This is a genomic window from Streptomyces sp. NPDC058576, from assembly GCF_042718715.1.
Lineage (GTDB): Bacteria > Actinomycetota > Actinomycetes > Streptomycetales > Streptomycetaceae > Streptomyces.
The window spans coordinates 1-21,264 of the sequence record NZ_JBHXPF010000054.1 but is presented as its reverse complement, the minus strand read 5'-3'; the positions used below and the strand labels follow the sequence as shown (position 1 = coordinate 21,264).

Annotated in this window: 21 protein-coding genes and 1 pseudogene; 9 read left to right on the top strand and 13 right to left on the bottom strand. The window is 73.3% G+C overall.

What is annotated here, in order from left to right; all coding sequences use genetic code 11:
- Positions 1-44 precede the first annotated feature (44 nt).
- The gene (locus ACFWRV_RS28870; protein ID WP_384338660.1) at positions 45-467 is read left to right on the top strand and encodes a GNAT family N-acetyltransferase; all 423 of its coding nucleotides are present in this window, start codon (positions 45-47) and stop codon (positions 465-467) included.
- A 117-nt stretch (positions 468-584) separates the two neighbouring features.
- Here the strand turns inward: ACFWRV_RS28870 and ACFWRV_RS28865 are convergent, their stop codons facing one another.
- On the bottom strand, positions 585-1,040 hold the full coding sequence (locus tag ACFWRV_RS28865; RefSeq protein WP_384338686.1) for a hypothetical protein: 456 nt from the start codon (positions 1,038-1,040) through the stop codon (positions 585-587).
- Here ACFWRV_RS28865 and ACFWRV_RS28860 point away from each other — a divergent pair.
- Positions 931-1,155: pseudogene (locus tag ACFWRV_RS28860) on the top strand (phosphatase PAP2 family protein); the annotation flags it as partial. The gene ACFWRV_RS28865 and the pseudogene ACFWRV_RS28860 overlap by 110 nt on opposite strands.
- A 90-nt stretch (positions 1,156-1,245) precedes the next feature.
- Here ACFWRV_RS28860 and ACFWRV_RS28855 read toward each other — a convergent pair.
- Together ACFWRV_RS28855 and ACFWRV_RS28850 are read right to left on the bottom strand one after the other, a co-directional pair.
- Positions 1,246-1,896, bottom strand: coding sequence for a response regulator (locus ACFWRV_RS28855; protein ID WP_384338684.1), 651 nt, complete (start codon positions 1,894-1,896; stop codon positions 1,246-1,248).
- Positions 1,897-2,035: 139 nt separating this feature from the next.
- The gene (locus ACFWRV_RS28850) at positions 2,036-3,466 is read right to left on the bottom strand and encodes a sensor histidine kinase (protein WP_384338683.1); all 1,431 of its coding nucleotides are present in this window, start codon (positions 3,464-3,466) and stop codon (positions 2,036-2,038) included.
- Positions 3,467-3,810: 344 nt separating this feature from the next.
- On the opposite strand from ACFWRV_RS28850, the gene ACFWRV_RS28845 reads away from it, so the two are divergent.
- Both ACFWRV_RS28845 and ACFWRV_RS28840 read left to right on the top strand, forming a co-directional pair.
- The gene (locus ACFWRV_RS28845; protein WP_384338659.1) at positions 3,811-4,755 is read left to right on the top strand and encodes a DUF4258 domain-containing protein; all 945 of its coding nucleotides are present in this window, start codon (positions 3,811-3,813) and stop codon (positions 4,753-4,755) included.
- A 35-nt stretch (positions 4,756-4,790) separates the two neighbouring features.
- Positions 4,791-5,018 carry a DUF2283 domain-containing protein gene (locus ACFWRV_RS28840; RefSeq protein WP_384338658.1) on the top strand — a complete coding sequence of 76 codons (228 nt, stop codon included), beginning with the start codon at positions 4,791-4,793 and terminating at the stop codon, positions 5,016-5,018.
- 15 nt (positions 5,019-5,033) lie between these two features.
- Here the strand turns inward: ACFWRV_RS28840 and ACFWRV_RS28835 are convergent, their stop codons facing one another.
- The 7 genes from ACFWRV_RS28835 to iolC all read right to left on the bottom strand — a co-directional run bounded on the left by ACFWRV_RS28835 (position 5,034) and on the right by iolC (position 13,382).
- Entirely contained in the window at positions 5,034-6,161 is a 1,128-nt protein-coding gene (locus tag ACFWRV_RS28835; RefSeq protein WP_384338657.1) for a sensor histidine kinase, read from the bottom strand.
- On the bottom strand, positions 6,158-6,817 hold the full coding sequence (locus ACFWRV_RS28830) for a response regulator (RefSeq protein WP_384338656.1): 660 nt from the start codon (positions 6,815-6,817) through the stop codon (positions 6,158-6,160). The genes ACFWRV_RS28835 and ACFWRV_RS28830 overlap by 4 nt, the downstream gene beginning before the upstream one ends.
- Before the next feature lie 112 nt (positions 6,818-6,929).
- Positions 6,930-8,432, bottom strand: coding sequence for a CoA-acylating methylmalonate-semialdehyde dehydrogenase (mmsA, locus tag ACFWRV_RS28825; protein WP_384338655.1), 1,503 nt, complete (start codon positions 8,430-8,432; stop codon positions 6,930-6,932).
- Positions 8,433-8,486: 54 nt separating this feature from the next.
- Positions 8,487-10,511, bottom strand: coding sequence for a 3D-(3,5/4)-trihydroxycyclohexane-1,2-dione acylhydrolase (decyclizing) (gene iolD / locus ACFWRV_RS28820; protein ID WP_384338654.1), 2,025 nt, complete (start codon positions 10,509-10,511; stop codon positions 8,487-8,489).
- Positions 10,508-11,431 carry a 5-deoxy-glucuronate isomerase gene (gene iolB / locus ACFWRV_RS28815; RefSeq protein WP_384338653.1) on the bottom strand — a complete coding sequence of 308 codons (924 nt, stop codon included), beginning with the start codon at positions 11,429-11,431 and terminating at the stop codon, positions 10,508-10,510. Before iolB ends, iolD begins: the two co-directional genes overlap by 4 nt.
- Positions 11,428-12,339 (bottom strand): deoxyribose-phosphate aldolase, encoded by a 912-nt coding sequence (locus tag ACFWRV_RS28810; RefSeq protein ID WP_384338652.1) that lies wholly within the window; start codon positions 12,337-12,339, stop codon positions 11,428-11,430. Before ACFWRV_RS28810 ends, iolB begins: the two co-directional genes overlap by 4 nt.
- On the bottom strand, positions 12,336-13,382 hold the full coding sequence (gene iolC / locus ACFWRV_RS28805; protein WP_384338651.1) for a 5-dehydro-2-deoxygluconokinase: 1,047 nt from the start codon (positions 13,380-13,382) through the stop codon (positions 12,336-12,338). Before iolC ends, ACFWRV_RS28810 begins: the two co-directional genes overlap by 4 nt.
- A 146-nt stretch (positions 13,383-13,528) precedes the next feature.
- Here iolC and ACFWRV_RS28800 point away from each other — a divergent pair, with 146 nt between their 5' ends.
- Entirely contained in the window at positions 13,529-14,458 is a 930-nt protein-coding gene (locus ACFWRV_RS28800) for a sugar phosphate isomerase/epimerase family protein (RefSeq protein WP_384338650.1), read from the top strand.
- A 46-nt stretch (positions 14,459-14,504) separates the two neighbouring features.
- Here the strand turns inward: ACFWRV_RS28800 and ACFWRV_RS28795 are convergent, their stop codons facing one another.
- Positions 14,505-15,029, bottom strand: a complete 525-nt coding sequence (locus ACFWRV_RS28795) for a DinB family protein (protein WP_384338649.1) — start codon at positions 15,027-15,029, stop codon at positions 14,505-14,507.
- Positions 15,030-15,254: 225 nt separating this feature from the next.
- Here ACFWRV_RS28795 and ACFWRV_RS28790 point away from each other — a divergent pair, with 225 nt between their 5' ends.
- On the top strand, positions 15,255-15,446 hold the full coding sequence (locus tag ACFWRV_RS28790; protein ID WP_093439340.1) for an AlpA family transcriptional regulator: 192 nt from the start codon (positions 15,255-15,257) through the stop codon (positions 15,444-15,446).
- Between the two features lie 18 nt (positions 15,447-15,464).
- Here ACFWRV_RS28790 and ACFWRV_RS28785 read toward each other — a convergent pair whose 3' ends face one another.
- Complete coding sequence (locus ACFWRV_RS28785; protein ID WP_384338648.1) at positions 15,465-16,220, bottom strand: class I SAM-dependent methyltransferase; 756 nt, start codon at positions 16,218-16,220, stop codon at positions 15,465-15,467.
- A gap of 230 nt (positions 16,221-16,450) precedes the next feature.
- Positions 16,451-18,772, bottom strand: a complete 2,322-nt coding sequence (locus ACFWRV_RS28780) for an MMPL family transporter (RefSeq protein ID WP_384338647.1) — start codon at positions 18,770-18,772, stop codon at positions 16,451-16,453.
- Positions 18,773-18,930: 158 nt separating this feature from the next.
- Between ACFWRV_RS28780 and ACFWRV_RS28775 the strand changes: the two genes are divergently transcribed.
- The 3 genes from ACFWRV_RS28775 to ACFWRV_RS28765 all read left to right on the top strand — a co-directional run.
- Positions 18,931-19,656, top strand: coding sequence for a TetR family transcriptional regulator (locus ACFWRV_RS28775; protein ID WP_384338646.1), 726 nt, complete (start codon positions 18,931-18,933; stop codon positions 19,654-19,656).
- A gap of 96 nt (positions 19,657-19,752) precedes the next feature.
- Positions 19,753-20,070 carry a heavy-metal-associated domain-containing protein gene (locus tag ACFWRV_RS28770; protein ID WP_384338645.1) on the top strand — a complete coding sequence of 106 codons (318 nt, stop codon included), beginning with the start codon at positions 19,753-19,755 and terminating at the stop codon, positions 20,068-20,070.
- Positions 20,071-20,191: 121 nt separating this feature from the next.
- Positions 20,192-21,264, top strand: a 1,073-nt coding sequence (locus tag ACFWRV_RS28765; RefSeq protein ID WP_384338644.1) for a heavy metal translocating P-type ATPase, incomplete at its 3' end; no start/stop codon positions are given.

Here is a 21,264-nt window from a genome sequence, read left to right as displayed (position 1 = left end):
CGCGGTACAGAATGCCCGCAGAACCCTTGACCAGGGAGGCCATTGTGGACATTAGCCGCGCAACGACCGTCACGGAGCTGCTGGCCGCCGGCCACCTCTTCGACGCCCCGCCCCGCGAGGACTGGGCGGCCCGCTTCGTCGCCGCGGACGGCCATGTGCTGCTGATCGCGTACGAGGACGGCGTCCCGGCGGGCTTCGTCTCGGGAATCGAGATGCTGCACCCGGACAAGGGCACGGAGATGTGTCTGTACGAACTGGGCGTCGACGCCCCGTTCCGCCGCCGGGGCATCGGCAGGGCCCTGACGCGGGCGCTGGTGGACCTCGCCCGGGAGCGCGACTGCTACGACGTGTGGGTCGGCGTGGAGCCGGACAACGAGGCGGCGCTCGCGACGTACCGGTCGGCGGGGGCGGGGGACGACGGGAGGTTCGCGATGCTGGTGTGGGAGTTCGGGGGCGGGTTGCGGTAGCCGGGGCGGCGCTCCCGGGAGTCAAGCCTGACCTTCGTCGGGGGGCGCGCCTGCCGTTCGGCCCCCGCGCCGGACCGCGTCGCCTTCGTACGTTCGCCGCATGGCAAAGCACACACATCAACACCACTGGCCACTGCGGCTGTTCGGTGCGGCCGCGCTGGCGGCGACGGCGGCGGCCGGGATCGGGATGCTGTCGCCCGGCGGCCTGGGAAGGCCCGGCCCGGTCGAGGTCACCGACGGGCCGTCCGTCTCCGCGTACCGCTCGCTGACGGAGGCGGTCGGCGGCGCCCCGGGGTGGGTGGGGCACCTCCTGGAGCTGTGCTCGGAGGCCACGCTGATCGTCCTCGGGCTGCTGCTGCTCGGCGTCTGCTGGACCGCCGTGCGCCGGAGGGACCCGGGCGCGGTGGCGGGGACCCTGCTGATCGGCGTCGGGACGGTGGTGGCGTACGCCGTCAGCGAGGCGTTGAAGCTGGTCGTCGACGAGGAGCGGCCGTGCCGGGCGGTGGACGGCGCGGCGGCCCTCGCCGCGTGCCCGGAACCGGGCGACTGGTCGTTCCCGAGCAACCACGCCACGCTGGCCGCCGCCCTCGCGGTCGGGCTGGCTGTCCGGCGGCCCCGGCTGGCCGCGGTGACGCTGCCGGTGGCGGTGGCGGCGGCGCTGCTGCGGGTCCTGGTCGGGGTCCACTACCCGCACGACGTGGTCGCGGGCGCGCTGCTCGGCGGGGCGGTCGTCGCCTCGGTGCTCCTGGTGCTGGGCCGCCCCGCCGGTCTGCTGGTCTCAGCGCTGCTCGGGCGCTGGTGGAGGCAGGATGCCGGCCTCGTGCGCGACGACGGCGGCAGCGGCCCGGTTGTCGACGCCGAGGCGGGCCAGGACGGAGCTGACGTGCGCCTTGACCGTTCCTTCGACCAGGTGCAGCCGCCGGGCGATCTGCCCGTTGGACAGTCCGCCGCCGAGGTGCGACAGCACTTCGCGCTCCCTGGGCGTCAGCCCGGCGACCCGCTCCCGGGCGGCCTCCCTCCGGTCGGCCCGCTCCCCCGCCCCGGTGGACGCGAGGTGCGCGACCACCCGGGCGGCGACCTTCGGTGACAGGTAGGCGGCGCCCTCGGCCACCGCCCGCACCCCGGCGAGCAGTTCCTCGGGCTCGCCGGACTTGATCAGGAATCCGGCGGCCCCGACGCCCAGCGCCCGCAGGATGTAGTCGTCCTCGCCGAACGTGGTCAGCATGACGACGCCGGTGGCGGGCAGCGTGCGCCGGATCTCGGCGGCGGCGTCGATGCCGTTGGTCCTCGGCATCCGCACATCGAGGACGGCCACGTGCGGCCGGTGCGCCCGGACCAGCTCCACGGCCTCGTGCCCGTCGCCCGCCTCGGCGACGACCTCGATGCCCGGATCGGTGGCGAGCACGGCGCGCACACCGGCCCGGATCATGGGCTCGTCGTCGGCGACGAGCACCCGGATCGGTCCGGCTGCCGTCGACCGGGGCGTGGCGATGTGGGTGGCGTCCGGCCGGGTCGGGTCGGCGGGGGCCGGGCCGGAGCGCGTCGCCTCGGCCCGGCTCATCGGGCGCTCACGGCGTCAGCGCGTCGCGGGAGACCAGCCGGCCGTCCCGGAAGCAGAGCCGGTACGCGTCTCCGGACCGGTCGTCGAAGCGGTCGGCCGTCATCGCGTAGAACTCGCACGTCACTCGCCGTTCTTGTCGTTCTTGTCGTTCTTCCGGTCCGGAGCCCGCCGGCCGCTCGGCCGACTGGCGGTCCGGCAGCACCTTCCGTATCTCCGCCCGGTCCTGCCCCACCCGCAGACGGGCGTAGTCGCGCGGGTCGAGGACGGACCGGGACGCGGCCACCGTCTCCCACATCCCCACCACGGCGAGGAGCACCGCGCCCGCCGCCAGCGGCACCGCGAGCGCGGTGAGCAGGGTGCGGCGGACGCGCCGTCGGGCCCGCCGGTACCCCGCGGGCGCGCGTGCCTCCCGGCCGTCCCCGGGCCGGGGCCGGAGGAGCGGCTGCGGCCGGGCGGGGGCGTGGTGGGGCAGCCGGGCGGTGAGGGCGAAGCCGCCGGCCCGGGGGCCGTGGTCGAGGGAGCCGCCGACGAGCCGGGCGCGTTCGTCCAGCCCGATGAGCCCGCGGCCCCCGCGCACGGCGGACGGGCCTGCGGCGTGCCCGGCCCGCGCCCCCGTCCGGGCGTCGTCCGTCCGGGCCGCCGGGGCTTCGTTGCGGACCACCACCCGGGTTTCGATCGCCGTGTGCGAGAGCTCGACGCTCACGGCCGCGCCGGGCGCGTGCTTGGCCGCGTTGGTCAGGCCCTCCCGCACGACCCGGTGCGCGGCGCGCCCGACGGCGGGCGGCAGTCCCGCCGCCTCGCCGTCCACGGACAGGGCGACGGGGAGCCCGGAGGCGGCCGCGTCACCGACGAGCCGGGCGACGTCGAAGTCCTCCGGCCCCTGCGGCGGGCCGTCGTTCTCCTCGCGGAGGACGCCGATGACCTCGCCCAGGCGCTCCACCGCTGCCGCCGCTCTGCCCCGGATGTCCTGGGCGGCCCGCCGGTGCTGATCGTCCAGGCCGGGCGCCAGTTTCAGGGCCCCGGCCGACAGGGCGATCAGGCTGAGGTCGTGGCCCAGCACGTCGTGCATGTCCTGGGCGATCCGGGCCCGCTCCAGCAGTCTCGCCTGCTCGGCGACCAACTGCCGCTCCCGCTCCAGCTGTTCGGCCCGCTCCCAGCCGGCCCGGACCAGCTCCCGGTACTGGCGGGAGAACCGCCCCACGAACCAGGGCACCAGTACGGCGAGGACGACGACCGCGACGAACTGCGTCGCGAGAGCGAGCAGGGACGGCACGACGGCCACGGCCACCGCCCCGGCCAGGAGAGCCCCGCCCAGGAACAGGACGACGGTCCTGGCGCGCCCGGGGCCCCGCCCGGCGGCGAACGCGGCGATCGCGGTCGGCAGGCCCCACCACCACCCCACCAGGGTCAGCGCGCCGAACGCCGCCGTCGCGGACACCAGCAGACCACCGGGATCCGTCCACCGCAGGCCGGCGGTCCCCCGGCCGGACCCACGGAAGGCCCTGTCCAGGAAGGTGCTGGAGGCCCTGTTCAGCAGGGAGAGGCTGTTCACGGAGGAGAGGTTACGGAGCCCCGGGGACGTCCGGCACTGCCGAAAGTCACATGGCCGGCCCCGGGGGACGTTCACCACCGGCCAAACGTCTGCCCGAGGCCCGCGCCCCCGCCGATCGGCGGGGGTGCGGGCCTCCGCCCGGCGGATACCCCGGGCCGCATCCCGCTGCGAGGCTGCTCGGCGTTGACGTTCACCAGGGGCCCGTCCTCTGGCCTGCAGCAAGGACCCACATGTCTCGCACCACCGATCGCTTCCCGTACCGGCACCGCGGCGCGGCCCGGATACTCGTGGCCGCCTGCACCGCCGGCGCCGTCCTGCTCACCGCGACGGGAGCCCGGGCCGACACCGTCTCCACCGAGCGGGTCGTCCGGGCCGCCGAGGCGGTGGAGCGCGTCACGGGGACCGCGGACCTCGTCCCCGGGACCGCCCTCGCGGACGGCGCCACCCGCTCCGAGGTGCCCACCGACACGGGCTCCGCACGGATCACCGCTCCCGCCACCGCCGACGGGTCGGTGGAGTCCGTCCACGGCGAGGACACCGTCCGGTTCGGTCTGCCCGGCGGCGCGCACGCCGCCGCCGCGCGCAGCACCGGCGGGACCGTCGTGTACGCCGACGCCGAGGAGGGCTTCGACCTCGCGGTGCAGCCGAACCGGGACGGCGTGCGGGCCCTGATCACCCTGCGGGACGCACAGGCGCCCACCGAGTACCGCTTCCCGCTCGACCTGCCCGCCGACGCGGTGACCGAGCACCTGGAGGACGGCAGCGTCCTGGTCAGCCAGGGGGACGCGTACCTCGGCACCTTCGACGCGCCTTGGGCGAAGGACGCGATGGGCGAGACCGTGCCCACCGAGTACCGCGTCGAGGGCGGCGCGCTCGTCCAGACCGTGCGCCCCGGGCCGAACACCGCGTACCCCGTGGTCGCCGACCCCGCGTGGTTCATCCCGCTCGCCATCATCGCCGGGCGCCTCCTGCTCTCCACCGGCGTCAAGAGCATCTCCAAGCACGCCGCCCAGCGGATGGCCCAGCGGGGCATCAGCCAGGAGATGGTCGCGCGTACCGTGAAGAACGGCAAGAAGACCAAGGGCAAGTCGGCCGGTACCTGGAAGTACGTCAGCGGAAAGATCTGGGTCGTGGTCAACAAGGCCGGCAACGTCGTGTCCGTCGGCCGCAACTGACCCCGGCTCCCGTGGAACGGTACGGAAGGGAATCCATGCACATCGAGTACGACCGCGAGAACGACGTCGCGTACGTCTCCCTCGTCGCCCACATCGCCGACGGGGCCGCCGTCCGGCAGGTCACCGTCGAGACCCCCGGCGGGGGCGCGGACCTGAACCTCGACTTCGACGAGGAGGGGCTGCTGCTCGGCATCGAGGTCGTCGGCGCCCAGGCCGGGCTGCCGGAGGAGCTTCTCCTCCCGGCCCCGCACCCCGACCGGTAGCGGCGGGCGGACGGGTCAGCCCGGGAGGGACGTCCGGGCCGGGAACTCGGCCCGGACGAGGAAGCCGCCGCCGGGCAGCCGCGCCGAGGCGAACGAGCCGCCGAGGAGGTGCGCCCGCTCCCGCAGGCCGACCAGGCCCATCCCGCCGGCGGGCAGCCCCGGCGGGGCGGCCGCCTCGTCGGGGGCGGTGTTGCGGACCTCCACGCGCAGCCGCCCGGCGACCAGCCCCACCCACACCTCGGCACCGGCTCCGGGGGCGTGTTTGCGTACGTTGGTGAGCGCTTCCTGCACCGTGCGGTATACGGCGCGTTCGACGGCTTCGGGGAGCGGGCCGGGGAGATCCCCCAGGTGCAGCTCGACCGGCAGGGCGCTCTCCTCGACCAGCCTGCGCAGGTCGGCGATGCGGGGCTGCGGGGCGAGGTCCCGGGTGGTGTCGCCGTCCGCGCGCAACACCCCGACCAGGTGCTGGAGTTCGGTGAGGGTGTCCACCGACAGGTCGCGGATCGTGCCCGCCGCTTCCCGTACGGCGGGCGCGTCGGGCTCCGCGACCTGGATCACCCCCGCCTGGAGGCTGATGAGGCTGACCTTGTGGGCGACCACGTCGTGCATCTCCCGGGCCAGCCGGGCGCGTTCGGTGGCCAGGGTGTGGCGCTCCAGCAGCCGGTGTTCGCGCTCCCGGCTCTGCGTGATCTCGCGCAGCCTCTCCCGCCGCTGCCGGGCCGACCGGCCCAGCACGAAGGCTCCCGCGCCGAACGCACAGGAGTCGAGCGTGTCCAGCACGGTGTCGTGATCGAGGCGGAGCAGCGTGATGTCCCCGATCGGGACGGGGAGGAACTGCGCGAGCGCGACCAGTACCGCGCCGACGGCTCCGGGAACCGCGCTGCGGCGGTGGGCGGCCAGGAAGTACAGGGCGATGAGCGGGGCGAACGCCAGATGGCCGAGGTAGAGCCCGGGGATCCCCGCCGCCAGCGCCAATTCGGGCTGCCGCCGCCGCAGGACGAGCGCCCCGGCGGCGGCGAGGGCGCCCCACAGCACCGGTCCCGCCTGGACGGCGTTGACGACCAGCCCGTCCAGGGCTGCCACGCCCACCGGAAGGGCGGCCGACCCGATCCGCCGCAGGCTCCGTGCTCCGGAGGCGCTCATCGCTCCCGTACCGGCGGGTCGGCCAGCCCCGCGCGGTCGGCGACGACGGCGGCCTGGACCCGGTTGACGCCGCCCAGCTTCGCCAGCACCGAGCTGACGTGGTCCTTCACCGTGCCGTGGGCCAGGAACAGCCGCCCGGCGATGTCGCGGTTGGTCAGACCCCGGCGGACGAGGGCGAGCACCTGGCGTTCCCGTTCGGTCAGCGCCTCCACGCGGCGCGCCGCGTCGCGCGTGCTGGCGGACGCGCGGTAGCCGTCGACGACCGGGGCCATGGCCTCGGGGGCGAGAATCCGGCTGCCGCCGGCCAGTACCCGTACGGCGTGCCGCAGTTGCTCGGGGGACGAGTTCTTCATCAGGAACCCCGCCGCGCCGGCGGTCAGGGCGGCTTCCACGTACTCCCCCGCGTCGAACGTCGTCAGCATCGCGACCGCCGGGGCCGGCGTCAGGGCGGCGATCTGCCCCAGCACGGTCAGTCCGTCCACGTCGGGCATCCGGATGTCCAGCAGCAGCACGTCCGGCCGGTGGCGCGCGACCTCCGCCGCCGCTTCCGCCCCGCCGCAGTCCGCCACCACGGCGATGTCCCCCGCCGAGCCGAGGATCACCCGCAGACCCGACCGAACCAACAGCTCGTCATCCACGACGACGACTCGAATCACCTGTGCTCCCCCTTGCCCCCGTACTCCACGAGCCCGCAAAGGGTATGACAAACACAAAACCGCCCGCCCGTAGCACCATCGCTACGGGCGGGCGGACGCGGAAGGGCGCGCGTCAGTGGTTGCGCGGGAACCCGAGGTCCACGCCGGCCGGGGCGTCGGCCGGGTCGGGCCAGCGGGTGGTGACGACCTTGCCGCGGGTGTAGAAGTGCACGCCGTCGTTGCCGTAGATGTGGTGGTCGCCGAAGAGCGAGTCCTTCCAGCCACCGAAGGAGTGGTAGCCCACCGGGACCGGGATCGGGACGTTGACGCCGACCATGCCGGCCTCGACCTCCAGCTGGAAGCGGCGGGCCGCGCCGCCGTCGCGGGTGAAGATCGCGGTGCCGTTGCCGAACGGCGAGGCGTTCATGAGGGCGACGCCGTCCTCGTACGTGTCCACACGGAGCACGCACAGGACCGGGCCGAAGATCTCGTCCTTGTACGCGTCGGAGTCGGTGGAGACCTTGTCCAGGAGGGACAGGCCGATCCAGTGGCCGTCCTCGAAGCCCTCGACCGTGTGGCCCGTGCCGTCGAGGACGACCTCCGCGCCCTGGGCGGCCGCGCCCGTGACGTAGGAGGCGACCTTGTCGCGGTGGGCGGCGGTGATCAGGGGGCCCATCTCGGAGGCGGGGTCGTTGCCGGGGCCGATCGTGATCTTCTCGGCGCGCTCGCGGATCTTGGCGACCAGTTCGTCGCCGATCGCGCCGACCGCGACGACGGCGGAGATCGCCATGCAGCGCTCACCGGCGGAGCCGTACGCCGCCGAGACCGCCGCGTCGGCCGCCGCGTCCAGGTCGGCGTCCGGGAGGACGAGCATGTGGTTCTTCGCGCCGCCCAGCGCCTGGACCCGCTTGCCGTTGGCGGAGGCGGTGGCGTGGATGTAGCGGGCGATGGGGGTGGAGCCGACGAAGGACACGGCTGCCACGTCGGGGTGGTTCAGCAGGCCGTCCACCGCGATCTTGTCACCGTGCAGGACGTTGAGGACGCCGTCCGGAAGGCCCGCTTCCGACGCCAGCTCGGCCAGCAGGTTGGCGGCCGAGGGGTCCTTCTCGCTGGGCTTCAGCACGAACGTGTTGCCGCACGCGATGGCCAGCGGGAACATCCACATCGGCACCATGGCCGGGAAGTTGAACGGGGTGATGCCCGCGACCACGCCGAGCGACTGCCGGATCGAGGAGACGTCGACCCGGTTGGACACCTGGGTGGACAGCTCGCCCTTGAGCTGGGTGGTGATCCCGCACGCCAGCTCGACGATCTCCAGACCGCGGGCGACCTCGCCCAGCGCGTCCGAGTGCACCTTGCCGTGCTCGGCGGTGATCAGCGCGGCGATGTCGTCGCGGTGGGCGTCCAGGAGTGCGCGGTAGCGGAAGAGGACCGTGGTGCGCTGGGCGAGCGAGGACGTGCCCCACGTCGCGTACGCGGCCTTCGCCGCCGCCACGGCCGCGTCGACCTCCTCAACGGAGGCGAGCGCCACCTGCGTGGTGACGGCGCCGGTGGCCGGGTCGGTGACGGGACCGAACTGGCCCGACGTGCCCTCCACTGTCTTGCCGCCGATCCAGTGGTTGACGGTCTTCGTCATGACGTACTCCTTCAGGCTTCGGGCAGGCGCAGGTTCAGGCGTCCGGGCAGGGCTTCACAGGTGGCGGCGTCGGGCGGCGACCTGCCGGTCGTACTCCTCCCGGGCCTTCACCGCCGCCGGTCGGCTCGCGGTTTCGGCTACCGGAACATCCCACCACGCCTGCGCCGGAGGAGGGCCCGACACTGTGTCGGGCGTTTCGGTCTCGACGTAGACACAAGTGGGACCCTGCGCGTCCCGGGCCTCGGTGAGGGCTTTGCGCAGGTCGTCGACGGTGGTGGCGCGCAGCACCCGCATGCCGAGGGAGGCCGCGTTGGCGGCCAGGTCGACGGGGAGCGGCGGTCCGGTGAAGCCGCCGTCGGCGTCCCGGTGGCGGTAGGCGGTGCCGAAGCGTTCGGCGCCGACCGACTCGGAGAGGCCGCCGATCGAGGCGTACCCGTGGTTCTGGAGGATCAGCAGCTTCAGGGGAAGGTTCTCCTGGACGGCGGTGACGATCTCGGTGGGGTTCATCAGATACGTGCCGTCGCCGACGAGCGCCCAGACGGGGCGGTGCGGCCGGTCGGGGTGTCCGTGTGCGCCGGTCGCGAGCAGGACGCCGATCGCGGCCGGGATCTCGTAGCCCATGCAGGAGTAGCCGTACTCGACGTGGTACTGGTCGCGGGAGCGGGTGCGCCAGAGTTTGTGCAGGTCGCCGGGGAGGGAGCCCGCGGCGTTGATGAGGATGTCGTCCTCGGTGACCAGGGCGTCCAGGAGGCCGAGGACCTGGGTCTGGGTGGGGCGCGCGGTGGGGGCGGGGGCGGCGAAGGAGGCTTCGACCCGTTCCTCCCACACCTCCTTCGCGCCGGTGTACTCCGTCTCGTACGCCGGGTCGACCCGGTATCCGCGTCCGGCGAGAGCCGTCGTGAGCGCCTCAAGACCCGCGCGGGCGTCGGCGACCAGAGGGAGGGCGGCCAGCTTGTGGGCGTCGAACGCGGTGATGTTGAGGTGGAGGAAGCGGACCGCCGGACCGGCGAAGAGCGTGCCGGAGGCGGTGGTGAAGTCGGAGAAGCGGGTGCCGACGCCGATCACCAGGTCGGCGGTGCGGGCCAGCTCGTCGGCGGTGGCGGTGCCGGTGTGGCCGATGCCGCCGACGTCGGCCGGGTGGTCGTGGCGCAGTGCGCCCTTGCCCGCCTGGGTGGAGGCGACGGGGATGCGGGTCGCGGCGGTGAACGCGGCGAGCGTCTCCTCGGCCCCGCTGTGCCGGACCCCGCCGCCCGCGACGATCAGCGGGCGGCGGGCGGAGCGCACCGCCCGTACCGCCGCTTCCAGTTCGGCCGTGTCGGGCCCGGGCCGGCGGATGTGCCAGTCGCGCTCGGCGAAGAACTCCTCCGGCCAGTCGTACGCCTCCGCCTGCACGTCCTGCGGCAGCGCGAGCGTGACGGCCCCGGTCTCGGCGGGGTCGGCGAGGACCCGCATCGCCTGGAGGGCCGCCGGAATCAGCGCTTCCGGCCGGGTGATCCGGTCGAAGTAGCGCGAGACCGGGCGCAGACAGTCGTTGACGGAGACATCGCCCGCGTACGGCACTTCGAGCTGTTGCAGTACGGGGTCGGCGGGCCGGGTCGCGAAGGTGTCGCCGGGCAGGAGCAGGACGGGAAGGCGGTTGATGGTGGCGAGGGCGGCCCCGGTGACGAGGTTGGTGGCCCCGGGCCCGATGGACGTGGTCACCGCGTGCGCGGAGAGCCGCCCCGCCTGGCGGGCGTATCCGACGGCCGCGTGCACCATGGCCTGTTCGTTGCGGCCCTGGAGGTACGGCATCCGGTGCGCGAGTCCGGGGGTGTGCCCGTTTCCTTGGGTGGCCCCGTTTCCGTGGGTGGGCCCGGCGGGGCCACCGCTCGCCGCTTCCACGAGTGCCTGGCCGATGCCCGCGACGTTGCCGTGGCCGAAGATGCCCCAGGTGGCGCTGATGAGCCGCTGCCTGCGGCCGTCGCGCTCGGTGTACTGCCGGGCCAGGAAGGCGACCAGGGCCTGAGCGGTGGTCAGACGGCGGGTGGCACCGTGCGGGTTCCCGGGACTCGCCGGGCTCGCGGGACTCGTCGGGCTCAAGGCGTTACCTCCGGGCCGGGCGACGGATGCGCCGTGTAGAGCGGGAGTCTGGCGTCGATGGGCTCGCCTGGCCAGGTGTCGCGGATCCACCGGTGGTCGGGATGGTCGCGGATCAGCCAGGCGCGCTCCTCCCCCGGCCCGGCCATCACGTTCAGGTAGTACAGCGTCCGGCCGGGCGGGGCGATGGACGGGCCGTGCCAGCCGTCGGGGATCAGGACGGCGTCCCCGCTGCGCACTTCGGCCAGCACGTCCGTACCGCCGTCGCGCGACGGGGAGACCCGGTGGTAGCCGAGCCCGCCGTCCCGCACCTCGAAGTAGTAGATCTCCTCCAGCTCGCACTCCTCGCCCGGGACGTGCTCGTCGTGCTTGTGGGGCGGATAGGAGGACCAGTTGCCGCCGGGGGTGAGGACCTCGACGGCGATCAGCCGATCGCAGTCGAAGGTGTCGGCGGCGGCGAAGTTGTTCACCTGGCGCGAGCAGGTCCCGGAGCCGCGCAGCTCGACGGGTACCTCCGGCGCGGGGCCGTAGCGAGCGGGGAGTCGTCGCTCGCACTTCGCTCCTGCCAGGGCGAAGCGGCCACCTGCGCCGGAGGAGATCTGTGCGCGGGCGTCGCGCGGTACATAGGCGAAGTCGGAGACCCCGCTGAACACGCTCTGCCGGCCCAGCAGTTCAAAGGTCCCACCTGCTGTACGCACCGTACAGCCACCGGACAACGGCAGGATGATCCATTCAGTGTCCCCGGTGACGAGCTCATGAACACCGCCCGGCTCCAGCTCCAGCACCCGCAGGGCCGAACGGTCCCAGCCGGCCCGCTCCGGATCGATGTCGACGGCGTACGGCCCGCGCGCGGCGTCGCCGGCCGGCAGGTGGTAGCGGCGCTGGTCCTGGGGCTGCCCCTGGTCGGGGTGATGCGTCGTCATAGCCCCTCCCTACCCGTGCGGAGCAGCGATACGGCGGTGTCGACGGCGCTGGTCACGTCCCCGTCGACCGGGTAGAGCAGCGAGCGTCCCACGACCAGCCCCCGCACGGTGGGCAGCCGCAGCGCGTCGCGCCACTTCCCGTACACGGCGTCCTGGTCGTCGCCGACCTCGCCGCCGAGGAGGACGGCGGGGAGCGTGGAGGCCTCCATCGCCAGGCCCATGGCCTCGGGGTCGTCGGTGACGGGGACCTTCAGCCAGGTGTACGCGGAGGTCCCGGCGAGGCCCGACGCGATGGCGATGGAGGTCGCCACGGCGGCGGCGCCGAGATCGTTGCGGAGGCGGCCGTCGACGCGGCGGCAGAGGAACGGCTCGACGAAGACGGGCAGTCGGTGCGCGGCCATCGCGTCGATGGTCCGGGCGGCGGTGTGCAGGGTGTCCAGCGAACCGGGGTCGTCGTGGTCGATGCGCAGCAGCAGCTTCCCCGCGTCGAACCCGTGGCGGACCAGGTCGTCGGGGCGGTAGCCGGTGAACCGGTCGTCGAGCTCGAAGGCCGCGCCCGCGAGACCGCCCCGGTTCATCGAGCCCATCACGACCTTGTCCTCCAGGGCTCCGAGCAGGAGGAGGTCGTCGAGGACGTCGGCGGAGGCGAGCACGCCGTCGACCCCGGGGCGGGAGAGGGCGCGGCAGAGCCGCTCCAGCAGCTCGAAGCGGTTGGCCATGGCGAGGGACCGGTCCCCCACGGCGAGCGCGCCGCGCGCGGGATGGTCGGCCGCGATGATCATCAACCGGTCGCCGGGGTGCCGGATCAGCCGGCGCCGCTTCCGACGGGCGGCGGCCTCGGCAACGGCTTCGGGACGCTCGGCACGCAGCCGGACGAGTGCGGAGAGGGAGGGCGCGAGCGGCGTCATGAGCCCGCCCCGGTCCGGGGACCCGCGGGAGCGTCGGGGTCGGCCGTCACGGCGCCGGCCGCGAGGGCTCCCTCGACCTCGTCCGGGAACGGCATCGCGGAGGAGCAGGCGAGCCGGGAGGCGACGATCGCACCGGCCGCGTTCGCGTACCGCACGAGGCGGTCCAGCGGCCATCCGGCGAGCAGCCCGTGGCAGAGCGCGCCCCCGAACGCGTCCCCCGCGCCGAGGCCGTTGACCACCTCCACCGGCAGCGGCGGGCAGTCGGCGGTGGTGCCGTCGCGGTGCACGGCGAGCACGCCCTTCGGCCCCTGCTTGACGACGGCGAGCTCCACGCCGGCCGCGAGCAGGGCCCGGGCCGCGGCGTACGGTTCGCGTTCGCCGGTCGCGATCGCGCACTCGTCGACGTTGCCGACGGCGACCGTCGCATGGGCCAGCGCCTCCCGGTACCGCGCGGGCGCGACCGTGCTGTGGTCGCCGCCGTCCCAGAACATGGGCCGCCAGTCGAGGTCGAAGACCGTCGCCGTACGGTCCGTGCCCGCCGGACGGTCGGCCCGTGCCGCGCTCTCGCTGCGCGCCCGCAGGGCGGCCAGCGTGGCGGAGCGGCTCGGCTCGGCGCTGAGTCCGGTTCCCGTCATCCAGAAGATCCGGGCGTGGCGCACCGCGTCCAGGTCGAGGTCCGGCGCGTGGATCTCCAGGTCGGGGGCCTTGGGCTGCCGGTAGAAGTAGAGCGGGAAGTCGTCCGGCGGGAAGATCTCGCAGAAGGTGACCGGGGTCGGATACTCCGCGACGGCCGTCGCCCAGCGGGGGTCCACACCGAACCGTTGCAGTTCCTGGTGGAGATAGGCGCCGAAGGGGTCCTGCCCGGTCCGGGTGATGAGGGCCGTGCGCCGCCCCTGCCGGGCCGCCGCCACCGCGACGTTCGCCGGGGAGCCGCCGAGGAACTTGCCGAACGTCTCGACCCGGGCCAGCGGTACTCCGACCTCCAGCGGGTAGAGGTCCACCCCGATCCGCCCCATGGTGATCACGTCGTACGGCTCAGGCATGCGCATCCCTTCGAACCGCCGGTTCGCCCCGCCGGTGGCCGGCTGGTCCCAGGTCTAGCCCTCTCCCGGGAACCCTGTCAACATTTTGTCCGGACATTCGGACGAAGCCTTGACACTCTTCCGCACGGGCCACGAGGCTGGGCGTTATGACCCCCTCCGTCCGCTCCTCGGCCCGCATCCGCATCGGCTCGGCCCCCGACTCCTGGGGTGTGTGGTTCCCCGACGACCCGCAGCAGGTGCCCTGGCAACGCTTCCTCGACGAGGTGGCCGATGCCGGGTACGAGTGGATCGAGCTCGGCCCGTACGGCTATCTGCCCACCGACCCGGCCCGGTTGGCCGACGAGACCCGCGCCCGGGGGCTCACGGTCTCCGCCGGCACCGTTTTCACCGGATTGCACCACGGCCCGGACGTCTGGGACCGGACCTGGGCGCATGTCGCGGACATCGCCGCGCTGACCCGGGCCATGGGCGCCGAACACCTGGTCGTCATCCCCTCGTTCTGGCGCGACGACAAGACGGGCGAGGTGCTGGAGGACCGCACGCTCACCCCGGCGCAGTGGCGTGACCTGACCGCGCAGACGGAGCGGCTGGGCCGGGAGGTCCGGGAACGCTTCGGGCTGCGCATCGTCGTCCACCCGCACGCCGACACCCACATCGACACCGAGGAGAACGTCAACCGCTTCCTCGACGCCACCGATCCGGACCTCGTCTCGCTCTGCCTGGACACCGGGCACTACGCCTACTGCGGCGGCGACAGCGTCAAGCTCATCGAGACGTACGGGGAACGCGTCGGCTACCTCCATCTCAAGCAGGTCGACCCGGAGATCCTGGCGGCGGTGGTGGCGGACGAGGTGCCGTTCGGCCCGGCCGTGGCCCGGGGGGTGATGTGCGAGCCGCCCGGCGGGGTCCCCGCCCTGGAACCGGTCCTGGACGCGGCCCGCGCGCTGGACGTCGACCTGTTCGCGATCGTGGAGCAGGACATGTATCCGTGCCCGCCGGACAAGCCGTTCCCCATCGCGCGCCGCACCCGGGAGTTCCTCCGCTCCTGCGGAAGGCCCGGCTCGCCCCTCGGGTGACATTCCGCGACCGCCGGGCCGGAGCCCCGGGCCGGAGATCCCTTGGTCAGACTCCCGTGCGTCCGTCGACGCGTTCGCGGACGAGGTCGGCGTGGCCGCAGTGCCGTGCGTACTCGCCGATCATGTGGGTGTAGATCCAGCGCAGCGTGACCTGCCCGCCCATGAACGGGCTGGTGTCGCCGAGCGCCCGGGCCGCGCAGTTCTCCCGGGCCGCCGCCACCTCTCCCTCCCACCGCGCGAGCGCCTGCTCATGGGTGGCGTCCTCGGCGAGCTCCCACCCTCCTTCGCGGCCCTGGCTCCCGTCCCCGCCGCCGGCCGCAGCGGCGAAGAGCGGCGGCGCGTCCTCCTGCGCGAGCACCCGGCGGAACCAGTTCCGCTCGACCTCCGCCAGGTGCTGGAGCAGTCCGAGCAGCGTGATCGGCGAGGGCGCCGCGGACGCCTCGCGCAGGCCCTCCTCCGGCAGGTCGGCGCATTTCTGGGCGAGGGTGGCGCGGTAGAAGTCGAGCCAACTCTCCAAGGTGGTGCGTTCGTCGGCGTCCAGCGGGGGCATCGGGCGTTCGGCAGTGCTCATGTTCCTCATCGTGGCACCCGGGTCCGACAGCGACCGCGCCCCCGCCCCACCCGCCCCGGTCCGTCCCTTCTGCCACAGCGGTAACCGTTCGGGCACACATATCTCCGTTATGCGGTTTTCCTGTCACAGCGGGTCGACAGCCCCACCCCGCCTGCCGTTCGGGGCCGTTCAACCGAGCACAGGCTGAGTGATCGTCGGCTTGAGAAGTGCAGAGAGGTGTCACCGATGACGGACAGAACGCTCTGGTCCTACAAGGACATTGCCGCGCACATCCAGGTCCAGCCGGACACCGTCCGCTCCTATCGCAAGCACGGACTCCTGCCCCCGCCCGACGAGGTGAAGAACGGGAAACCCTATTGGTACGGAGACACCGTCCGCGCCTGGGTCGCCTCGCGCCCCCGCAACCGGGGCCGTTGACGCCCCGCCGGACACGCCCTAGTCCTGGTCGGCCGCCCTGCGGAAGAGGGCCGTCCAGAGGAACGACTCTCCGAAGAGCGGGGATTCGGGTGCCTCGTCGTTCATCCGGCGCAGCTCGATCTCCGTCAGTCCGGAGAAGACGCGGCGCAGCTCGTCGTCCGTGTAGGCGAGCCCGCCGTGCAAACCGCCCGTCAGGTAGAGCTCGGCGTCCGGCAGTTCCGAGCCCATTCCGCCCTCCCCGGCGGCGAAGCAGGTGAGCGCGAAGTGGCCGCCGGGTGCCAGGCAGCGCTCCAGGAGGTCGAGATAGCTGATCCGCCGGTGGGGCGGCAGGTGGTGGAAGCAGCCGGAGTCGTAGATCAGGTCGTAGGAGCCCGCCAGGGCGGCCCCCGCCGCCGTCAGGGCGAACGCGTCACCGTGGTGGAACCGGATGGAGCCGGCCCCTGCCTCCTCGGCCCGCTCCCGGGCCCAGGCCAGGGCTGCCGGAGAGAGGTCGACCGCGTCGACCTCGAAGCCGAGCGAGGCCAGGTGGAGCGCGTTGCGGCCGGGCCCACAGCCGAGTTCCAGCGCGCGCCCCGAGGCGATCCGCCCTTGGCGGAGATGGGCGTCGAGGTTCTCGTCGGGCTTCTCTGCGAAGAACGGCACCGCCCGTGAGCGGTCGGCGTAGAAGTCGTCCCACCAGGACGCCCCGCCGGCCGTCCACCGGTCCGCCTCCGGGGCGAACAGGCCGTCCATCAAAGCCAATACGTCATCGGTCGTACGAACGTTCCGGTCCATTCGGGGTCCCCTTTTCCGTTGAGGAAATTTTAGGCCGGATGAGCATGAAATCCCAGTTCAGCGGCGCTTTGCCGATGCCGCCGACCGGCCTGTGGAGCCATCCTGGCGGGTGGCGGGGCCGGGCCCCCGCCCGCCACCCGATCGGCGGCGGGCGGGCCCGTCCTGCCGCGTCCAGAGGGCATTCCCGGCTCCCCCGAGGACCCTTTCCGGGCGACTTTCCTCCGGGGGTCTCAGCGTCGCGCCGGTTCGCCGATATCCCTGCTCGCGCCCGCCGTTTCCTCGGTCTCCGCCGTGGGTTCCGGGTCCTCCGGGCCGCCCCGGCCGCCCGGGTCCGGCACAGCGGCGGGGGCGACGGCCGGGGCGGCCTCCCCTTCGCTGAGGCCGAACCTGCGGTGGAAGGCCCGCAGGGGTGCGGGGGCCCACCAAGTGGAGCGGCCCATCAGCTTCATCACCGCGGGGACCAGCAGACTGCGCACCACCATGGCGTCCATCAGGACGGCCAGCGCGATGCCGAGTCCCAGCATCTTGGTGTTGGTGACCCGTGAGGTGCCGATGGCCACCATCACGACCGCGAGGATGACCGCGGCCGCGGTGATCAGTCCCCCGGTGTGCCGGAGCCCGAAGGTGACGGAGTGCTCGTGGTCGCCGGTGCGGTCGTACTCCTCCTTGATCCTGGATATCAGGAAGACCCCGTAGTCCATGGAGAGCCCGAAGGCCACACAGAACATCAGGACGGGCAGCGTCGTCTCGATGTCGCCCGTGCTGGTGAAGGCGAGCAGCCCGGAGAGATTTCCGTCCTGGAAGACCCAGACCACCGCTCCGAACATCGCGGTCAGGCTGAGGGCGTTGAGGACGACCGCCTGGAGCGGGATGAGCACGCTGCCGGTGAGCAGGAAGACCAGGAGCAGGGTCACGACCACGATGATCGCCAGGGCCCAGGGCAGCCGGTCGGCTATGGCGTCCTTGGAGTCGACGAGGACGGCCGCCGTGCCCGTCACCGAGGTGTCGAGGGAGGGGGCGGAGGGCACGGCCCTCAGGTCCCGTACGAGCTGCTGGGTCTTCTCGCCGACGGCCTCACCCTCGGGCAGCACGCTGTAGTAGGCGACGGGACCCTCGACGACCGGGCCGTCGATGCGCAGGACGCCGGGGAGCTTCTCGATCCGGCTCTTCAGGTCCGCGTACTCGGCGGGGGAACCCTGCCCCTCGGCCAGCACCTCCAGGCCGCCGCCGGGGCTGCCGGGGAACCCGTCGCGGATGTGTTCCTGGACGACCCGGGACTCCGCGCCGGCCGGCAGCTGGCGGTCGTCCGCCGTGCCGAACTTGACGCCCAGGAAGGGCAGTCCGAGCAGCAGGAGCCCGACGGTGGTGACAATGGCGAAGACGGGCGCCCTGCGCATCACCAGCGCGGCCAGCCGCGCCCAGCCCCGGCCGGGAGCCGCGTCGGCACCGCCGCCGAGGGCCGCCCCGGTCGCGGCCTTCCTCCGGCGGCGGAGGAGCCGGCGCAGATCCAGTGAGTTGATCCGGGGGCCGAGCAGCACGAGTGCCGCGGGCAGCAGGATCAGTGCGGCAGCGGCGGCCAGGAGGACCACGGCGATCCCGGCGTAGGCGAAGGACCGCAGGAAGTACTGCGGGAAGACGAGCATGGCCGACAGGGACACCGCCACGGTCAGCGCGGAGAACAGCACCGTTCGCCCGGCGGTCCGGAGCGTCGTGCCCACCGCCGCCCGTGGGTCCGCCCCGCCGGCCAGCTCCTCGCGGAAGCGGCGGACGATGAACAGGGCGTAGTCGATGGCGAGTCCGAGGCCGAGCGCCGTGGTGAGGTTCATGGCGAAGACCGAGACGTCGGTGAACTCCGTCAGGCCTCGCAGCACGGCGTTGGTGCCGAGGATGGCGACGATGCCGACACCGAGCGGCAGCATCGCGGCGACGGCGCTGCCGAAGACCATGACCAGCAGGACGAGCGTCACCGGCAGGGCGATCAGCTCGGCCCGCAGCAGATCCTCCTGGATGATCGTCTGCATCTCGTGCTGCACGGCGACGGGTCCGCCGAGGGAGACCGTGACCGGCCCCCGCTCCCCCGCGAAGGCCGGGGCTATCCGGTCGAGGGTCTCGCCCGCCGTCGTCTCGTCGCCCCCGATCCGGGCGGCGATGATCGCCTCGCGACCTTCCTCGGAGCGCAGGGCGGGCGATTCGGACCCCCAGTAGGACCCGACGCCCGAGATGCCCGGCTCGGCCTCCAGCCGCTCGACGAGGCGGGCGGCTTCGGCGGCCACCGCCGGGTCGTCGACGGTCGCGGAGCCGCTGTCCACCAGAAGGAGCAGGTTGGGCTGGGAGGCGGGGAACTCCCGCGCCAGCACCTCGGTCGCGTAGGTCGACTCGGCATCGGGGGCCTGCCAGCCGCCGCTGCCCATCCGGTCCGCCACCCCGCTCCCGGCGAACACGGCGAGCGCGGTGATCACCAGCGCGGCCAGCAGGGCGAGCCGCGGCCGGGCGGTGACGAACCGGGTCCAGCCGCCTGCCGGCGGCGGCGCGGAACGGTTGACTTCGGACATGGTGCGGTGTCCCCTTCACCGAGACCCGGGCAGCACAGGGCAGCATGGGTCGGTCGTTGCCGTTTATCGTGGCAAACACGAGTAGTCGCTCGCGTTTCTCTAGAATGCGAGCGCCCACTCGCGTTTGTCAATCGCTTCATGAGAGCTGGGGATGGACCGTGCCGGAGGCCAAAGCCAACAAGGGCGCCGCGACGGACGGGGCGGATGACGGCTCCACCGCCGACGGAGCATCGGGCCCCGCGCGCCCGCGCCGCCGCCAGGCCCGCGGCGAAGCCCGTATCGCCCAACTGCTCCGGGCCGCCGCCGACGTCTTCTGCACCAGCGGCTACACCGCGTCCAGCACCAACGCCATCGCCCGCGAGGCAGGGGTATCCCCGGGCACGCTCTACCAGTTCTTCCCGAACAAGGAGGCCATCGCCGTCGAGCTCGGCGACCGGCTGCTGGACCGCTGGCGGGACACCTACGGCGCCGCCTTCGCCCAGAGCCATACGGAGCTGCCGCTCGACGGCATGCTGGACGCCGTCCTCGACCCCCTGATCGCCTTCAACTGCGAGAACCCGGCGTTCTCCGTCCTGATGCACGGCTCGGAGATCCCCGGTCAGATCACCGAGGCGCACGACACGCTGCATGCCACGATGCTCACGCGGGTCGAGTCGGTGCTCGCCGACTACCTCCCGGACGTGCCCGCCCCTCAGATCCACCGCATCGCCGAGATGGCCTTCATGGTCTTCAAGGCCGGGCTGGACCTGATCATGGCCCACGAGGGCGAGGAGCGTGCGGCCTACGTCCAGGAGCTGAAGACGATGATGTTCCGCTACCTGGACCCCCTGGTCGGCGACGACGCACTGGGCTCGGCACCGCAGGCGCCCATTGATACCCCCTAGGGGTATAGTATGGAAGAGGCGGGACGCCACGGAGCCCTCTGCGGTCCCACGCGCCCCACCGTGCCGCCGAAACGTGTTCGCGAAGAGGAGAACGTCATGCCCGCCGAGACCGAGACCGCCCAGTCCACCGGTTCCTGCTGCTCGCCCACCGGTTCCTGCCACGACGGCGCGGCCGACGCGCAGGTCGGGCAGACCGACGCGGTCACCACCGTGTACCAGGTCAAGGGCATGACCTGCGGCCACTGCGAGGGGGCCGTGTCGGAGGAGATCTCGGAGATCGCGGGCGTCACCTCGGTCGCCGCCGTCGCCGCCACCGGTCTGGTGACCGTCACGTCCAAGGCCCCGCTCGCCGAGGACGCCGTCCGCGCAGCCGTGGACGAGGCCGGTTACGAGCTCCTCGGCCCGGCCGCCTGAGCGCCGCCCCCACCGCACCACTCCGCTCACCAGCCGCACCACCCCGTTCGCCGTCGGGCCGGCCCCACCAGTCGATACTGGTGGAGTACGGCCCGATCTGCGTTTTCCAGGAGTTCCGGACATGGCCAGCACAGCAGCAGTCGATTCCCCGGCCGCCGACGCCTCCGAGGCCGAGCTCATGATCGGCGGGATGACGTGCGCCTCGTGCGCCGCCCGCGTCGAGAAGAAGCTCAACCGGATGGACGGCGTCACCGCCACTGTGAACTACGCGACCGAGAAGGCCCGCGTCACCTTCGGGGAGGGGCTGAAGCTGGGGGACCTCGTCGCCACGGTCGAGAAGACCGGCTACACGGCCCGCCCGGTCGCCCAGCCGGAACGGACGGGATCACCAGGACCCGCTGCCGACACGACGGCCCCGGCGCCGCCCCCGGCCGCCACCCCGGACACGTACACGTACGCCGACGAGGCCCGCCGCACGGAGACCACGGGACCGGGTAGCGACCCCTTCACCGACCCGGCCCCGGAGCCCACGCTCTCCCCCGGCCCCGGCTCCGCCGCGCGGGACGCCGAAGCGGAGCAGGAGGCCTCACTCGCCGCGCTCCGGCAGCGCCTCGTCGCCTGCGCCGTGCTCGCCGCCCCTGTCGTCCTGCTCGCCATGGTCCCGGCGCTCCAGTTCGACTACTGGCAGTGGCTGAGCCTCACCCTCGCCGCGCCTGTCGTCGTCTGGGGCGGCCTCCCCTTCCACCGCGCCGCCTGGACCAACGCGAAGCACGGGGCGGCCACGATGGACACGCTCGTCTCGCTCGGCACGCTCGCCGCGTTCGGCTGGTCGTTGTGGGCCCTGTTCCTCGGCGACGCGGGGATGCCCGGCATGCGCCACGGTTTCGACCTCACCGTCTCGCGCGCCGACGCCACCTCGACGATCTACCTGGAGGTGGCGGCCGGGGTCATCACGTTCATCCTGCTGGGCCGCTACCTGGAGGCCCGGGCGAAGCGGAAGTCCGGCGCGGCGCTGCGGGCGCTGATGCACCTGGGCGCGAAGGACGTCGCCGTGCTCAGGGCGGGCCGGGAGGTACGCGTCCCGGCGAGCGCTCTCGTCGTCGGGGACCGTTTCGTGGTGCGTCCCGGGGAGAAGATCGCGACGGACGGAACCGTCGTCGAGGGCTCGTCCGCCGTGGACGCCTCCATGCTCAC

Coding starts and splice junctions, on each gene's coding strand:
- ACFWRV_RS28855 (WP_384338684.1), bottom strand. CDS start 1,896: ATGATCCGGGCCGGTGTGCGCGCCGTGCTCGCCACCGATCCGGGCATC.
- ACFWRV_RS28845 (WP_384338659.1), top strand. CDS start 3,811: ATGTCTCGCACCACCGATCGCTTCCCGTACCGGCACCGCGGCGCGGCC.
- ACFWRV_RS28840 (WP_384338658.1), top strand. CDS start 4,791: ATGCACATCGAGTACGACCGCGAGAACGACGTCGCGTACGTCTCCCTC.
- ACFWRV_RS28835 (WP_384338657.1), bottom strand. CDS start 6,161: ATGAGCGCCTCCGGAGCACGGAGCCTGCGGCGGATCGGGTCGGCCGCC.
- mmsA (WP_384338655.1), bottom strand. CDS start 8,432: ATGACGAAGACCGTCAACCACTGGATCGGCGGCAAGACAGTGGAGGGC.
- iolB (WP_384338653.1), bottom strand. CDS start 11,431: ATGACGACGCATCACCCCGACCAGGGGCAGCCCCAGGACCAGCGCCGC.
- ACFWRV_RS28810 (WP_384338652.1), bottom strand. CDS start 12,339: ATGACGCCGCTCGCGCCCTCCCTCTCCGCACTCGTCCGGCTGCGTGCC.
- iolC (WP_384338651.1), bottom strand. CDS start 13,382: ATGCCTGAGCCGTACGACGTGATCACCATGGGGCGGATCGGGGTGGAC.
- ACFWRV_RS28800 (WP_384338650.1), top strand. CDS start 13,529: ATGACCCCCTCCGTCCGCTCCTCGGCCCGCATCCGCATCGGCTCGGCC.
- ACFWRV_RS28795 (WP_384338649.1), bottom strand. CDS start 15,029: ATGAGCACTGCCGAACGCCCGATGCCCCCGCTGGACGCCGACGAACGC.
- ACFWRV_RS28790 (WP_093439340.1), top strand. CDS start 15,255: ATGACGGACAGAACGCTCTGGTCCTACAAGGACATTGCCGCGCACATC.
- ACFWRV_RS28785 (WP_384338648.1), bottom strand. CDS start 16,220: ATGGACCGGAACGTTCGTACGACCGATGACGTATTGGCTTTGATGGAC.
- ACFWRV_RS28780 (WP_384338647.1), bottom strand. CDS start 18,772: ATGTCCGAAGTCAACCGTTCCGCGCCGCCGCCGGCAGGCGGCTGGACC.
- ACFWRV_RS28770 (WP_384338645.1), top strand. CDS start 19,753: ATGCCCGCCGAGACCGAGACCGCCCAGTCCACCGGTTCCTGCTGCTCG.